Genomic DNA, 15563 nt, shown 5'->3' with positions numbered 1-15563 from the left:
AGTTCCAGATACGGGCCGAGTGCGGCACGGACGTGTCGATCTCGCCACGCTGAGTCGTCATGCTCTCCATCTCCTGTCATCACCGCTCGTCGCGGTCGCCCCCGACGAGCACAGCGAGCTCTTCCGCGCCAACTCCCGCGGTCCGCCCACCGGCTGCGGAAGGACGTGATCAGCGCATCATGCCTCTCTCGGGCGAGTTCCCTCGCCGGCAGGCCGGGGCGCGGCGGACTACAGGAGCCGAAGCACCTCGGCGCTGTGCGAGGTGCAACGCCCTTGGGGGCGTGATGTTCTCGGGATTGTCAGAGCCGCTGCGCACTCAGCGTTCTTCTTCCGAGGGTTCTGGCGCGGTCTGTAGGAGCCGGTTGAGTTCGAGGCGCTGCTCGGTGGTGAGCCGGCCGGTGACGTCGAGGCCGAGTCGCTGGGCCAGGTCGATGGTGTACAGGCGGACGGCGGCCTCCAGGAGAGCGGCGTAGTCGCTCGCGGCCGTGTGGGTTCGCCACCAGGCGGTGCTGGCGAGTCCGATGCTGATGAGCGCGGCCGGCCACCACCAGGTGGCGATGGGCAGGTAGAGGAGGGCCCACGCGGCGAGGGCGGTGGCGCGGCCGAGGTCCTGTCGGGCGGTGGTGAGCTGGCCGCGGCTGTCGTCGGGGAGGAGGAGCCAGAGGTGTGGCCATGCGGTGGCCAGGTCGAGCCGCTGATCGCGGGCGACGCGGACGGCGGCCGCGTGGACTCGGTCTCCGCTCCACGTGGGACGGTCGGGGTACTCGGGTGCGACGCGTTCCATGGCTCGCCGTGCGGCGTGCCGCTCGGCCGCCGGGAGGCGCTGCCCGAGCGCCCTGGCGCGTGCGGCTTCCGTGCGGAGTCGTCGCCAGGTTTCGTGGGCGCCGGACCAGCGGCGCTGCCGCTCCCTGACGCGCCGTTCGGCCAGGGCACGGAGAGGGCGCGGCCAGGAGCGCCATTCGGCGGCCAGCCAGAGCCGTTCGACGAACGAGCCGAGCGCGCGTGCGGCGATACCGGCCGCGGCCCCTGCGGCCAGGACGGCGGCGAGGACGACGACCTGACCGCCGACGGTCTCCGTGGTCGGGTGCGCGGCGAACTCACTGATCCGCTCGCTGAGGCGTGCCACGTCGAACGGGTGCGAGTGCCCCAGCTCCCGAGCGGCCACAGAGACGGCCAGATAGAGCACCCCTGGCAGGACGAGGAGCGACAGCCACTTCTCGGCGAGCTTGCTCCCGAGTTCGGACAGCAGGGTTTCCATGGTTACAGGCGATCTCCGCGCAGCGGCGCGCCATCGAGGCGGCAGTGGGGAACCGGGGCCGTGGCGGTGGGGAACCAGTAACGCGTGCAGCGGCCGGCCGGGCACAGGTACACGGTCTCGACGAGTTCGGATTCACTGATGCCGGTGGGGTGGATGCCGCGGGTCGTGGCGTCGTGGTCGGTGTAGCCGAGCAGGCCGAGCGCGTCGCCGGACGCCTGGAGCACGGCGTGCAGAACTTCCAGTGGACCTGACGGATCGCCGCCCGCGGCCATGGCGGCCAGCGCGTCGTCCAACGGCGCGGCGCTGTGGCCGGGGCTGGAGAGGAGGTCCGTCCGGATCTCGTCCGCGTGCGCGCACACGGAGGCGAGGAGATCCGCTGACCGCCCCCGTTCCTCGGTGCTCACGCCGCCCACCCCGTTCTCTTCCCCGTACTTCGTCGACGAATGGCTAGCATGACCGGTGTGGTCGCTCAACGGAAGTCCGAGCCACGGCAGTTGCCTTCCTGGGCGATCCGCGTCATCGACAGCGTGTTTCTGCCGCCGCTCCTGCGAGTCGAGCGACGGCTGCTCCGCTCGATGGCCCGGCGACGCCGAAAGCTGAGCGACCGCCTCACGGCACGACTGGCGGTGGACAAGGCGGTCCTCCAGCGCAGGGCCCTCAACGAGGCCCGAGCGTTGCACCGGCTCCTGAAACATGACGAAGGCCCGGACGCCCGCCTGGTGTTGGGACGGTTCCATCTCGCCCGCCATCAGGCGCTGCCCGAGGACCGGCGGGACGCGGAACGCCGGGCGGCCATGCTGGCCCTGAAGCCCCTGTTCCTGGCGGGCGTCTCCGACATCCCCGAGGCGTGGCTCCCCGACCTGGCCGACGCCGCGTACGCCGACGCCTTCCGCCGGTCGCGCGCGATCCGGGACGGCGCGGTGGCCGATGCGGAGGACGTGGCGCTGTGGCGGCGCATCGTCCGCCACACCCCGCCCTCGCACCCCGACCGCGCGCGGCGGCTCTTCTTCCACGCCCACGTCCTGCACGCACGGTACGCGGCGACGGGCGATCCCGAATTCCTGGACGCCGCGTTGGCAGGTGCCGAAGCGGCACGGAGTGTCCTGCCATCAGAGGCCGAGGAACGAGAACGCGGGGGCGCGGACCTGCTGCTGACGGCCCTGTCGCTGGAGAAAGGGCGTGCCCTGCTCGACAGGTTCGCCAGCGGCGACTCCCGAGAGGATCTGACCAGGGCGATCACCTGTCTGGAGGCGGCACGGAGCAGCCCCGAGGAGGCCATCCGGTTGTCGGCGGCCGTCCTGCTGGCGGGGGCACGGGCGCAGCGGGCGACGTTGACCAGGGACCGTGCCGAACTCGAAGCGGCCATCGGGCTGTCGCGCGCCACGCTCGGGTGCCTTCCCCACGATCATCCGGATCGCGCGCTGCTGCTGGCCAACCTCGGCGGGCTGCTCCGCGAGCGGTTCGAGTTCCTCGGTGCGCGCGCCGACCTCGACGAGGCGGTCGAGTCGTTGGAGACGGCACGCGCGGCCGTGATGGCGGGCGACCACGCCGAAGAGGACCTGAGCCTGATCCTCGGAACGTTGGGAGCGACCCTGTTCACACGCTTCTACCAGCAGGGCGAGTCGAAGGACCTCGACGCGGCGATCGCCTGCTTCGAGGCGGCCAAGGTCAGACGGTCCCACCACGCGATGGTCTCCCTCGTCTGGACGAACTACGGCATCGCGCTCTGGCTGCGCCACGAACGGGCCGGCGTCCGCGCGGATCTGGCGAAGGCGATCACCCACCTGTCGGCGAGTCGCGAGGTGCTGCCCTCCGAGGACCCGGGCAGGGCCCTCGCGAGCGTCTGGCTCGGCGCTGCCCTGGTGGCGCGCTTCCAGTCGCAGGGTCGCCTCTCCGACGTGGAGCAGGCCATCGCGCTCCTCCAGGAGGCGGTGCGTGGCATCCCCGGGCACGGTGCGGAGCGTTGCGTCGCCCTGGCCGGGCTCGGAGAGGCGCGCCTCGAGCGGTTCAAGGCGACCGGCGATCGCGGCGATCTGGACGATGCTGTCCGGTGGCACCGGGAGGCCGCAGCCGCCCTCCCCGAGGACCATCCCGAGGCGGCGGTGCTCCTGTTCAACCTCGGCGTGGCGCACCGAGCTCGCCACGAGGTCACGGGCGGGCCCGCCGACCTCGACGCGGCGATCGCCGCGTTCGCCGCGTCGGCCAGCTCGCCCCATGCCTCCAGGACCCGGCGGATCTTCTCGGCGCGCGCGGCCTACGAGCTCCTCGCTCCGATCGACCCGACACGCGCCGCGGACATCGCGGAAGCGGCGGTGCGCCTGTTGCCGGAGGTGACGCCCCGGCGGTTGAGCCGTGGGGACCAGCAGCACGCGCTCGCCACCTTCTCCGGACTCGCCGCCGACGCCGCCTCGCTGGCCCTCTCCTCCCCCGACGGCACGGCCGGCGAGCGCGCCGTGCGCGCGCTGAGGCTCCTGGAATCCGGCCGAGCCGTGCTCCACGGCCAGAGCATGGACACCCGCAGCGACCTCACCGACCTCCGCGCACGCCATCCCGACCTGGCGGCGAGATTCGTCGCCGCGCGAGACCACCTCGACCAGTCACAGCACGGCGGTCCCCTCCAAGCGTCGGCGGGCACCGGTCCGACACGGGCACGGCACCGGCTCGCCGACGAACTCACCACGGTCCTGGAGGAGATCCGCACCCGGGACGGCTTCGCGACGTTCGGCCTCCCGCCCGAGACCGAGGAGCTGCTGGCCGAGGCGGCGCATGGGCCGATCGTCGTGCTCAACGTCAGCCGCTACCGGGGCGACGCGCTGCTCCTCACCGCCCGCGGGGTTTCGGCCGTGCCGCTTCCGCTGCTGCGACTCGACAGGGTGAACGAGCACGTCGCCGCGTTCCGCACGGCCGTGAACGCCCACACGGCCAGCGGCCGAAGGCAGAAGGCGCGTCGAGAGGCCGCGCAGACGGCCGCGGCCCGGATCCTCGAGTGGCTGTGGGACGCGGTGGCCGAGCCCGTCCTCGACGAACTCGGCCTCGGCGCGCCCGCCCCGCCGACGGGAGTGCCGCCCAGGGTGTGGTGGGTACCGGTGGGCCCGCTCGCCGCCCTGCCGCTGCACGCCGCCGGCCACCACGCCAGTGATCCGGCCGCCGGACGCTCGGTGATGGACCGCGTCGTCTCCTCCTACTCCCCCACCGTCCGCGCGCTGCGCTACGCGCGGGAACGAGACCGGCGTCCCTTGCCCGCCGACGAGGAGGAGCACCGAGCCGTTATCGTCGCCATGCCCACAACACCAGGCCAGCAGGCGCTCCCCCACGCCGGCGTCGAGGCCGAGACGGTACGCCGCCACCTCCCCGCGGCCGTCGTCCTCCACTCCCCGACGGCCGACGTCCGAGACGGCGCCGAGCCCACCCGGTCCCTCCCGACCCGGGACAACGTGCTGCGCCAGCTCCGCGCCTGCCGGATCGCCCACTTCGCCTGCCACGCCGTCAACGACGTGGATCCGTCCGCGAGCCGCCTGCTGCTCCACGAGGACGCCGCCCCGCTGACCGTGGAGGACCTCTCCTCGACGGGACTCGACGACGCCCAGCTCGCCTACCTGTCCGCCTGCCACAGCGCCATCGCGGAGAACAGCGCCCTGTCCGACGAGTCCATCCACCTCACCTCCGCCTTCCAACTCGCCGGCTTCCCGCACGTCATCGGCACCCTGTGGGAGATCACCGACGAACTCCCGGTACGCGCGGCGGAGAACTGCTACCTCGCCATGAGGACCGGCGACGGGCGAGTCGAACCGAGCAGAGCCGCTGCGGCGCTCCACCAGGCGGTGCGGCGACTCCGCGACGGACACGACCTGCCTCGGGGCTGGGACCGTAGAAGCACGCCTCTCCTGTGGGCCGCCTATCTCCACAGCGGCGCATGACAGTGACCGGCTCCCCCGACGCCTCCCGCCGCACCACTCACGCTGCTGAAGACGAGGCCGGGGCGCGGATCAGGCGCAAGGCGTGCCAACTGGTCCGAGGAGCGAGCAGTCAGCAGATCATCGTGCTCGCGGGCCTTCGGACGCGAACGCCCCCGCGCGGCACATGTGTTGGCGATGGTGCTCACGGTGGTGCTCTCCGATCAAGGAACGACCCACCGGGACTACGACAAGATCAATTGCTTCCACCGGTTGTGATCAAGGTCGCCTCCACCCACCCCCCTCATCCCATGCCTGCCGCCGGACACACCGGCCCGATCACGGTTCAGGCAGGGAGTTGTTCCGCGTCACGCCTCGCTTCGCGTAGGGAGATTTCGTTCGCTCCAGTGTGACAACGGCCGCAGGGCGGAGATCAGCTCTTCGGCGTCGGGAGTGAGGGCGTACGTGATCTGGACCGGCGTGCTGGGGACGACTGTGCGTGCGATGAGCCCACGGCTCTGCAACTGCTTGAGTCGCAGTGTCAGCTGCGGATCCGAGATGCCCGGGACCAGAGCGCGGTACTCCTTGAACCGGCGGGCGCCCCGGGCCCCGGCGAGCAGGATCGGTCCGGTCCAGCGGACCCCGATGATGTCGAGCGCGCGCAGGATGCGGTGGCAGCTCTCCTCGTCGACAGGGGAGTCAGGGGATCTAGTCACTTCTCCAAAGTAAGTAACTTCGGTGCTCTTTGTCGATGCGGGCAGCCGGGATGGATGCTTTCCAGACCGACGAGAGGGAGGGCACGATGACCGCACGAACCGCGCCGACGGACCGCCGGGTGAACCGGGTCGTCGCCAGGGTGGACATCGGTCCGACTCCCATGTCCGACCGGAGTGCGCTGATCATTCCGCCGGGCGACGACGCCTGGACCGACCCTTTCCTGCTCATGGGAGAGGAACAGGTCAATCAGCCGGGGTTCGAGTGGCATCCGCACCGCGGGATGGAGACCGTGACCCTCGTACTGGACGGAGCCCTGGAGCACGGCGACAGTATGGGCAACGCCGGTGTCCTGGGGCCCGGAGACGTGCAGTGGATGACGGCCGGACGGGGCGTCATCCACCGCGAAGTCGCTGCCCGCGCGGAGCACGCCCATGTGATCCAGATGTGGCTCAACCTTCCGTCGCACAAGAAGTCGGTGCCCACCGGCTACCAGGACCTTCGGGCTGGTAGCCAGGCCGTGCACACCGAGCCGGGTGTCCTGGTCCAGGTGATCTCGGGCGAGGCCGGGGCAGTGCGCGGGCCGGCGGTCAATCACTGGCCGATTCTGGGCATGGTGATCACGCTCGACCCGAGAGCCGAGTACCGGCAGGTACTCGACGGGAGCGAACGCTCTTTCGTGTACGTGATCGCGGGCTGCCTGACGGTCGCCGGGCGAACCGTACGCGCGGGAGAGATCGCCTGGTCCGATCCCGTGTCCCGGCGGGGTGACCCGACCACGCTGGCCCTGGCCGCCCGCGACGCCGACGAACGGACAAAGGTGATGTTGTTCTCCGGCCGGCCCATCGGGGAGACCGTCGTCGCCCACGGTCCGTTCGTGATGAACAGCCAGGCCGAGATCGTCCAGGCCTACCGCGACTTCCATTCCGGCAGGTTCGGCAGCGTCCCCCGACACACGCGCTTCACCGCCGGGGCTTGATCGACCGCGCACACCGCCGCCGGGCAGGCATCCGGAACACCTTCATCGCCCTTTGGAGAGAACCCGAGGACCGGCCGCCCGGATCTCGCGACGCCGCACCGGGCGGCCGGCCGTCCACAAGCAGATCGAACAAGGAGTAACCGTAATGACGACAGTACTGGTGGCGGGCGCGACCGGTAGCCTCGGCAGCCTGATCGTGAAGAACCTTCTGGAGCGCGGCGCGGACGTACGCGCGCTGGTCCGTAAGTCCTCAACGGACAAGCTGGCGGCACACCCGAATCTGACACTGTGCGTCGGCGACCTGGCAGACGGTTCCGACGCTCTGCGGCGGCACGTCGACGGTGCCGAGGTCGTGGTGTCCGCAGTCCAAGGTGGGCCGGAGGTGATCATCGACGGACAGCGGGAGCTGCTGCGCGCCGCGGAGCGGGCTGGCGTACACCGGATGATTCCGTCCGACTTCTCGATCAACCTCTTCGGATACGGCTACGGCATCAACGTGCTGTCCGACCTGCGCCGAGTATTCGCGGACGCGTTCGCGACCTCGACCGTCGCGCGCACATCGGTGGCAAGCGGCGCGTTCCCGGAGTTCTTTCTCGGCCCGGCCCACGAGGTGCTCGACCCCGTCGCGGGCACGTTCTCCGTATGGGGCGACGGCATGCGCCCGATCGACATCACCACGATTGCGGACACCGCCGCGTTCACGGCCGCGATCGCGCTCGACCCGAAGACCGCGGGCCGCGAGGTGCACGTGGTCGGCCAAAAGCTGTCCATGCTCGAACTGCGGAACGAGATCGAGGCGGCGTCCGGGCGCAGGTGGGAACTGGTGCGCAGGGGCACCCTCGACGACCTGCGCGCGGAGATCGCGCGTCGGCAGTTCACGGCGTCCAGCGTGGTCGAGTACGCAGCGCTGCAAGCCCAGGTCGCGATGTTCGACGGAACGGCCTCGTTGCGCGACGTGCGCAACGCGGACTACCCGGACGTGATACCAACCTCGGTGGCTGCCTATCTGGCGCGCCGGGGTGCGGCCCACTTCGCGGCGTCCCAGGCGGCTCGGCACCGAGGCGAGTGGCCGACCCCTGTCTGAGATCCACCGCCCGGCACCGTCCAGCAGACGAGAAAGGACGCGCGTGCGCACGCAGGAAAGCGTCATCGGCCGTCACACCACGGCCGCCACCAGATCTCGCAATGGGCTCTCCAGCTCCCGGTGGTCTCCCCGGCTCACGGACCAAAGGAGTTCGTGCAGGTCGCCGTGGGTGGTGGACCACTCGGTGACGTGCGGGGCGGGACAGCCAGTGACGGCCGGGACGGCGCGGGCGATCCACTTCTTCCGGACCGCGACCCGCTGCGTGGGGTTGGCGGCAACCGTGTCCAGGTCGGTGCGCAGGCTGTTCCACCAGGTGTCGGGCAGGTCGAGGCGCTGGCGGATGACCGGGTCGGCGGCCATGGCCGGGGCGGTGACGTACTGGGGCAGCTCGGCCCGGTAGGCGGTGCCGTACGTCTGGTGGTCGTGGATCGCGAGCGGGGGATCGAATGTCGGGCCGGCCGCCCGGAAGTCAGCTCTCTGCGGCTCGTGGGCGCTTTCGGCGACTGCGCAGCTTGCGGGGCTTGTCGGTATAGGTCTGTTGCCAGGACCTCAGATACGTACGGTCGCCCTGGCCGGCGCCCTTGAGGTCGAGGAGTGAGGACAGCGGGGCTCCCTTCGACCAGGCGCCGAACTGCGCCGGCATCTCCCGCCACTGTCCGCCCGTCCTGAACCGCCGGATCACGCCCTCGAACTGTTGCCGCAGCCGCTCGGGGTACGGGCCGTACTCACCGACCGGCAGGTACGGCTTGATCAACTCCCGGTACGAATCCGTCGGTCATACTCACGTCACCAGGAACGTCCACCGGTCTGGAGCCTGCCGCGAAGGCAGATCTCGCGGATTGATCACGACGTGATGCGCGCCCTGGCACTCCAGCACAGGTTTTCGGCTGGACTTTTCCCGAGCTATGCCGGGCACGCGGCGGCCCGGAGTCCATTGTGGCCCATGCGGTCCAGAACTTGTACCGTGCGTCGCCGACCGCCCACCAGGCTGCACCACCGGTGACCGGTCACGGGATCAACAGCAGTTTCCCGGTGGTCGTACGCGATTCGATGTCCGCGTGGGCCCTCGCCGCCTCCGCCAGTGGGTAGCGGCCGCCGATCCGGACGACCAGCTCGCCCTGCTCGACGAGTGCGAACAGTTCGGCTGTGCGCGCCTTGAGTTGTTCGGGGGTGCGGATATGGTCCTCGGTCACGGGGTAGGTGAGGCGGGTGCTGCGGGGGATGTCGTTCATCGCGATGGTCGGCACGTCACCGATCAGCGGCCCGTAGAACACCATCGTGCCGTGCGTGCGCAGTACTTGGAGCGATGCGGCGAACGTGGTCGCGCCCGCCCCGTCGAACACCACGTGCACTCCCTCGCCGCCGGTCAGCTCGCGCACCGGCTCGACGAACGCGTCACCGGCGGAGACCAGGACGTGGTCGGCCCCCGCGTCGGTGGCGTACTTGGCCTTCTCCGGCCGCGACACCAGGCCGATCACGGCGCCGCCGCGGGCCTTGATGATCTGAGTGAGCATCATCCCGACCCCGCCGGCGGCGGCGTGCACGAGCGCGACGTCCCCCGGTCGCACCGGGTGGGACACGGTGGCGAAGTGGTGCGCGGTCAGCCCCTGCAAGAGCACGGCTGCGGCCGCCTCGTCGTCGACGGCGTCGGGCACCGGGACGGCACCGTCCGCGGAGAGCACGATCTGCTCGGCGTAGCTGCCGTGGCTGTTGATCGTCAACCACGCGACACGATCACCAAGGGCGAACCCGTGCACGCCCTCACCCGTCTCCACCACCACGCCGACGCCTTCCGCGCCCGGCACCTCGGCCAAGGCCTGTCTGCGGATGGCGGTGTCGAAGAAGTTCACACCCGCCACGCGCATGTCCACCAAAACTTCTCCCCGGCCCGGACGAGGTGCCGGCCGCTCGTGCAGCCGCAGCACCTCCGGTCCCCCTGCTTCGCTGACAACTATCGCTTTCATGCGGCCGAAGGTAGGCACCAGAAAATGTACCTGCAAGTACACTCTGGGCGGTGACCACGAGGAAAGGCGCCGCGACCCGCCTGCGTATCGTCGAAGCCGCCGCAGCCGAGATCCGGGAACGCGGCACGAACGCCATCACACTTGACGACGTGGGCCGGCGCAGCGGCACCGGCAAGGGGCAAATGTTCCATTACTTCCCGGAAGGCCGGGAACAGCTTCTGCTCGCAGTCGCCGAACTAGAAGCCGAGCGCGTTTTCGACGACCAGCAGCCGTACCTGAGCGAACTCACCTCGCGCGCGGCCTGGGAGGCGTGGCGCGACCTCATTGTCGAGCGCTACCGCGATCAGGGGCTGCACTGCCCGCTCGGGGTGCTGATCGCTGACGTAGGCCGGTACAGCCCGGCCGCGCAGGCCGTCACGGCGCAACTGGTGCGACGGTGGCAGGAGTGCGTCCGAGCCGGTATCGAGGCCACGCAAGCGACCGGCGAAGCCAACCCAGCCCTCGACGCCGACCGCACGGCAGCGGCCGTGATCGCCACGGTCCAAGGCGGTGTCACCGTCCTGCTCTCTACCGGCTCTGCGGAACATCTGGAGGCCGGGCTGAACCTCTGCCTCGACCACCTGCTGTTGTGAACGCACGATCACCGGCAGTTGGACCGCATGCACAGCGGAAGCATTCGTCCGGTGGGTGGCCCACCCGTCAGCGGACGACCGGATCGGGGCCGCCGCCCGCACCGCACAGGTCTGCCTCGCGATCCTCGAACATGACGAGTTGCGAGAGTTCCGAGAAGACCCTGGAACGGCGAGGGCAGGGCTTTGACGTAGCCGCATTACGTCCGGTTCGTGATTATTGAAGGCCGAGGAGTGTGAGGGGGCGGCGAGGGTCGCGGGCGTTGCGGCGGAGGCCGGCCGCGATGTTCTTCACTCCGGCCGTACGGAGGGCTCCGATGGCGAGGTTGCGCCAGGTGGCCATCGCGCGGGGTGCATTGCCGGTCCGCAGCTGGGAGGTGTCTTCGGCGAAGGTGGTGTCGCGGACATGATGCAGGGCCTCGATCTTCCAGTGGTCGCGGACTAGTTCGGCGAGCCGGGCCGCGGTGGCCTGCTCGGCGGTCAGGCTGGTGACGGCGCAGACCGTCTTGACGGTGGTCTTGCCAGCCTTGAGGTCGGTGCGCCGGCGCTTGATCTGGACAGCCTGGCGGGCTCCGGGGAAGACGAGGTTGTTCACGGTGGCGACTTTGATCCGGCGGATCTCCGAGCGACCGTGGCCGATGCCCCGGGTGCGTCCCTGCGGCGGGACGTCCTTCCAGGGAAGGGACTTGAGCTGTCGGCGCAGCTTCTTCTGGTTGCTCTTGACGATCACGATGTAGTGGGCACCCCGGCCGAGGAGGTAGTCGGCGTGCTCGCGCTGGGTGTGCATTGCGTCGCTGGTGACGACGGTTCCTGCCAGGTCGGCGACGGTGTCCAGCAGCGGCTGGAAGCAGGTGATCTCGTTCGTCTTCTCGCCGACGTCCAGCTGGGCCAGGACCAGGCCGGTGGCGTGCTCCAGTGCGGCGAGCAGGTGGATCTTCCGCCCCTTCGCTCTGGCCGCGCCGCGCAGGCTTTTGCCGTCCACTGCGAGGCCGCGCAGCCCGGTCGCTTTCGGGCGTCGGTCAGCGAGCCAGCGTCCGACCGCCCGGTCCAGCGCGTCGCCGTCGATGCGAGCCAGCAGCCGCCGGACCGTCGATTCCGCAGGCAGGAACCGCTTTGGGAACAGTGGGTCGAGGCGTACGCCGAGGCGTTGAAGGATGTGCGGCGGGGCGTCGGCGATCCACTCGCTGACCGCCAGCACAGAGCTCGCGCCCGCCAGAACCGCGCACGCGGTCAGTGCGAGCACGGCAACCAGAGCGTGCCGTACGCCGCGTGGGTCTCGTGGGTCGGGCACCTCGGCCAGCCGCTCCAGCAGGCGCGGGACCTCGTCGGATACGACCTTGGGATGCTCGCGGAGCTGGTCAAGGGCAGGCGGGATCAGCGATGATGCGTCGGCAGACACGGTCTTCCACTCGGATCACGGGGCGTAGAGAACTCCATGATCTTGGAAGCCGTGCTGTCACGTTCCCGGACACCCCAAACTGACAGAACATCACAAACCGGGGCGTCATGCGACTACGCCGAAGCCCTGCCCAGCACAAGCCTCGGTCCGAAGGACACCCGCCACCGCCCACGATGATCCGTGAGCCCGGGATTGCGCGGCGTTCCAGCCCTCGCCGTCTCGGAGAACGGGCGCGGCGACAGACGGCCCGGGCCGGCGCCCTCGCCTCTGTGGGCGGGCCCCCACCGCGTTCGAAGGCTCGCCGGAACCGGCCCGTGCCACCGGGGAACTGGCCGCGCGGGCTCTCGCTCATCACGGCGAGCAACCGGTCCCGGGTGATCCCGGCATTGGCGACGAGCACGTCGATCGGGCCATGTGCCTCTTCCACCTTCTTGAAGGCGAGATCGACCTGGCCGGGATCCGTGACGTCGCGGGGCACGCCCAGCAGTTGCGCCGGCGGTCGCTCGTTCCGATGAGTGACCGCGACGCGGTCCCCCGCGCTGGCGAACGCGCGGGCGAGGGCGAGCCCGATCCCCCGGTTGCCGCCGGTGACCAAGACGGAACGCGACATGGACAGCCCCTTCTCCTTTGGTGAGACGTGCCAGCGGGCGGTTCCATGGGTGCGCGAGACAGCCCAGCTCAGCCGCTCCCCGGCGGAGGGCCAGCCCACTCGACTCACCGCCCCGACCCGGGCGGCGCGTCGTGGCCGCGACCGGCCTCGTACCGCTTCGTCAGTGTCGAACCCGGCTGGTCGAGGGAGTGACAGGGCTCGGGTCCGGGTGGCCGGTTCCCCTCGGCCGTGGGCTCCTTCTCAGCTGCTGTGCGTCGAGGTGCTGCGGTAGTCGGTGTAGGTGTATGGGTTGTCCAGGACCCTCGTCCGGGGGACGTCCGGGTTCATACCCTTCGCCCACGCCTCCGCCCCCAAGGCCGATCGCAGATGCTGGACGGTCTCCTCGACCGTCCGCCGCACCACGGCCAAGTCGATGCCGACCAGGCGGTGCTCGTGCTTCACGACCCGGCCGTTGACGACCACGGTGTGCACATCACCGCGCTGGGCCTGGAAGGCGACGTGGCCGTAGGGGTTGAGCATCGGGAACGAGACCGGTGAGTGGTCGTTCTTCAGCAGGACGAGGTCGGCCTTCTTGCCGGCCTCGATGCTGCCGAGATCGTGGCCGCGGCCGAGCGCCCGGGCGCCGCCCAGGGTCGCCCACTCCACCACCTGGTCGGCGCGCAGGGCGCTGTGGGTGACGGTCTCGCCCTTGGCGTGGGCTTCCAGGTGCTCGCGCGCCCGGTCGGCGCCCAGGGTGGTGCGCATGGCGGAGAACAGGTCACCGCTCCACCACACGCTGGTGTCCATCGACAACGAGACGGGGATGCCGTGGGAGCGGATCGCCCAGGTCGTCGGATAGCCCTGCCCGGCGCTCTGTTCGCTCTCCGTGGACACCGAGACCGAGCCGCCGGTCGCGGCGATCCGGTGGTAGGAGTCGGCGGAGAGGGAGGAGCCGTGCACGTAGACCGTCTCGGGCGTCATGAAGCCGTGCTCGTGCATCAGTCGAATGCCGTCGTCGTTGGTCGCTCCCCACACGCCCGCGTGCGTGGTGACGGCGACGCCGAGTTCGCGTGCCATCTCGAAAGCGGGCTTCTCGGGGAAGGCCGGATCGCCGGTGACGTCGAAGGCGAGCTGGAGGCCGAGCATGTCGTCGCCCGTGCCGTGGCGCCGTACGAAGTCGCGGAACTCCGGCGTGGACGTCCACTGCGCGGGAGCCTGCTGGATGTTGCCGTAGGCGAGGACGAACCGGCCGGGCACCGATCGCAGGGCGTCGACGGCGGCGTCGGCGTGGTCGACGGTCTGGAGCCCGTGGGACCAGTCGACGACCGTTGTCACCCCGGCGTCCAGGGCCTCGACGGCGGCGAGGAGGTTCCCGGCGTGGACGTCCTCGGGCCGGAACGTCTTCCCGTGTTCGAGGTAGTACCAGACGAAGTACTGGGTCAGGGTCCAGTCGGCGCCGTAGCCGCGCATCGCCGTCTGCCACATGTGCCGGTGGGTGTCGATCATGCCCGGCATGACGACGCCGTCGGAGGCGTCGATCTCCACCGTCCCCTCGGGAACCGCGAGTTCCTGGCCCACCGCCGCGATCCTGTCGTCGACCACGAGTACGTCGGTGTCGGCGAGCACGCTGCGGGCACGGTCCATCGGCAGCACCGTGCCTCCGCGGAACACGAGGGGCCGTCCGGTCGGTATGGGGGTGGACTCACTCATCACGGTCCTCCCACGTACTGGCGGACCATCGTCGGACGACCGTCCGCCTGACGTCTCTGGCTCGTGAGTGATGCTGTTCAGGGATTCCACGTTCTGTCGAACTCCTTTGATTTTACGGCGGTTGGCCATGGGCGCCCGGGCGGGTCCGAGGCGCCTCGAGCCTCGGAGCGCTGTTCCTCACCGCCGGGGGCACTACTCCGCGTCGCGGACCAGCGGCGCGATCCGCACCCGGTTCTCGATCCCCGGCCTGGTGAACGGGTTGCGAGGTTCGGCCAGGCGGAGAGGTCGTCCGCGACGACCAGCCCGGGGGCGTGCCGGCCCGGCAGTCGTGGCGACCGCCGGGCCGGCCCGGTTCTGGTCGTCAGCCGGCGGTGGCGCGCTCGGCGACGTCGTTGACGGCCTCGGCGGCGACGTCGGGCGCCTCGACGTGGATGTAGTGGCCGCTGTTCTCGGCGGTGCTCAGCTCGCTGTCGCTGGAGAGCGCGAGCCACTGCTCCTGGCCGGCGGTCCAGTCCTCCTCAAGGCCGGGCCCGTACTCGGGGACCTCGCCGAGGTATCGCACGCCGTGCTGGACGACCCGCACCGGGATGTCGCCGGCGGGGGCGACCTCGCCGTCGGTGAAGACGAGTTGCTCCGGGTTCTGGCCCCCGAAGATGGCCAGGGTCTGGGCGCGCAGGTCGGCGGCCGGGCCGGTGGCGGACTCGGGGATCCGCTCGGTGAGGTCGCCGACCTGGTGGGGCGGGGTGGCGTCGAGCAGCACCACGCCGGCGACCCGCTCCTGGTGCTCGGGGGCGTAGCGGGCGGCGATCAGGCCGCCCATCGAGTGGCCGGCGAGCACCGCGCCCTCCTCCCCCGCGACCTCGGCGAGCACGCCGTCCAGCACCTCGCTGGTGTCGTCGAAGTCCTGCGGGCCGGCCGGCTGGTCACTGCCGCCCGCGCCAAGACGGTCGTAGGAGCAGACCCGGCCTTCCGCACTCAGCGCCTCCTGGAAGTCGGCCATCGTCGTCAGGTCATCGCCACCGCCGTGCAGCAACACGACGACCGGCCGGCCCTCGACCAGGTCGCCCGAGCAGGAGACGTTCACCGCGTACTCCCCGACCGTGATCGTCTCGGTGCCGGTGAGCAGCTCCCGGTCCCCTTCCCCGTCCCCGGCTGGGGCTCCGCTGGTCGCTTCCGTCTCCGGAGTCGACTCCGAGTCCGTGTCGGAGTCGGAGCAGCCGACGAGCGTCACACCGGCCAGGGCGGTGCAGAGCGCGATCGCGGCGGCCGTTCCGAACTTCTTGCGGGCCATGGGACTTTCCTCCAACGAGTTGCTTACGACATCGGGTTGCTCTGTTCCGATGC

At 70.5% G+C, this 15563-nt stretch carries 11 protein-coding genes and 3 pseudogenes; 4 read left to right on the top strand and 10 right to left on the bottom strand.

The features are described from left to right. Positions 1-316: 316 nt before the first annotated feature. Together ACYVPE_RS20230 and ACYVPE_RS20225 are read right to left on the bottom strand one after the other, a co-directional pair. Positions 317-1258: a hypothetical protein gene (locus tag ACYVPE_RS20230; RefSeq protein ID WP_461035056.1), complete on the bottom strand. Its 942-nt coding sequence runs from the start codon at positions 1256-1258 to the stop codon at positions 317-319. Positions 1259-1260: 2 nt separating this feature from the next. Further along, complete coding sequence (locus tag ACYVPE_RS20225; protein WP_461035055.1) at positions 1261-1662, bottom strand: hypothetical protein; 402 nt, start codon at positions 1660-1662, stop codon at positions 1261-1263. 57 nt (positions 1663-1719) lie between these two features. On the opposite strand from ACYVPE_RS20225, the gene ACYVPE_RS20220 reads away from it, so the two are divergent. Beyond that, positions 1720-5175, top strand: a complete 3456-nt coding sequence (locus tag ACYVPE_RS20220) for a CHAT domain-containing protein (RefSeq protein WP_461035054.1) — start codon at positions 1720-1722, stop codon at positions 5173-5175. A 344-nt stretch (positions 5176-5519) separates the two neighbouring features. Here ACYVPE_RS20220 and ACYVPE_RS20215 read toward each other — a convergent pair whose 3' ends face one another. Then, a complete protein-coding gene (locus tag ACYVPE_RS20215) occupies positions 5520-5867 on the bottom strand; it encodes a winged helix-turn-helix transcriptional regulator (protein ID WP_461035053.1) in 348 nt (115 codons plus the stop codon). 86 nt (positions 5868-5953) lie between these two features. Here ACYVPE_RS20215 and ACYVPE_RS20210 point away from each other — a divergent pair, with 86 nt between their 5' ends. Then, on the top strand, positions 5954-6844 hold the full coding sequence (locus ACYVPE_RS20210) for a pirin family protein (RefSeq protein ID WP_461035052.1): 891 nt from the start codon (positions 5954-5956) through the stop codon (positions 6842-6844). Positions 6845-6989: 145 nt separating this feature from the next. Then, on the top strand, positions 6990-7928 hold the full coding sequence (locus ACYVPE_RS20205) for an NmrA family NAD(P)-binding protein (RefSeq protein ID WP_461035051.1): 939 nt from the start codon (positions 6990-6992) through the stop codon (positions 7926-7928). 72 nt (positions 7929-8000) lie between these two features. On the opposite strand, the gene ACYVPE_RS20200 is transcribed toward ACYVPE_RS20205, so the two are convergent. The 3 genes and pseudogenes from ACYVPE_RS20200 to ACYVPE_RS20190 all read right to left on the bottom strand — a co-directional run bounded on the left by ACYVPE_RS20200 (position 8001) and on the right by ACYVPE_RS20190 (position 9892). Then, positions 8001-8288, bottom strand: coding sequence for a hypothetical protein (locus ACYVPE_RS20200; protein ID WP_461035050.1), 288 nt, complete (start codon positions 8286-8288; stop codon positions 8001-8003). A gap of 256 nt (positions 8289-8544) precedes the next feature. Next, positions 8545-8688: pseudogene (locus ACYVPE_RS20195) on the bottom strand (transposase); the annotation flags it as partial. Positions 8689-8935: 247 nt separating this feature from the next. Then, positions 8936-9892, bottom strand: coding sequence for a quinone oxidoreductase family protein (locus tag ACYVPE_RS20190; protein ID WP_461035058.1), 957 nt, complete (start codon positions 9890-9892; stop codon positions 8936-8938). A gap of 50 nt (positions 9893-9942) precedes the next feature. On the opposite strand from ACYVPE_RS20190, the gene ACYVPE_RS20185 reads away from it, so the two are divergent. Continuing rightward, positions 9943-10524, top strand: a complete 582-nt coding sequence (locus ACYVPE_RS20185; RefSeq protein ID WP_461035049.1) for a TetR/AcrR family transcriptional regulator — start codon at positions 9943-9945, stop codon at positions 10522-10524. A gap of 373 nt (positions 10525-10897) precedes the next feature. On the opposite strand, the pseudogene ACYVPE_RS20180 reads toward ACYVPE_RS20185, so the two are convergent. From ACYVPE_RS20180 to ACYVPE_RS20165, 4 genes and pseudogenes are all read right to left on the bottom strand, one after another. Further along, positions 10898-11812 (bottom strand): annotated as a pseudogene (locus tag ACYVPE_RS20180) (ISAs1 family transposase); the annotation flags it as partial. Positions 11813-12263: 451 nt separating this feature from the next. Next, positions 12264-12530: pseudogene (locus ACYVPE_RS20175) on the bottom strand (SDR family NAD(P)-dependent oxidoreductase); the annotation flags it as partial. Between the two features lie 240 nt (positions 12531-12770). Next, entirely contained in the window at positions 12771-14219 is a 1449-nt protein-coding gene (locus tag ACYVPE_RS20170) for an amidohydrolase family protein (protein WP_461035048.1), read from the bottom strand. Positions 14220-14580: 361 nt separating this feature from the next. After that, positions 14581-15510: an alpha/beta fold hydrolase gene (locus ACYVPE_RS20165; RefSeq protein ID WP_461035047.1), complete on the bottom strand. Its 930-nt coding sequence runs from the start codon at positions 15508-15510 to the stop codon at positions 14581-14583. Between the last annotated feature and the right edge of the window lie 53 nt (positions 15511-15563).

It is taken from the genome of Streptomyces mayteni (genome assembly GCF_054783955.1).
Note: the sequence above shows the minus strand (reverse complement) of the source record. Positions and strands in the feature narration are given on the sequence as shown.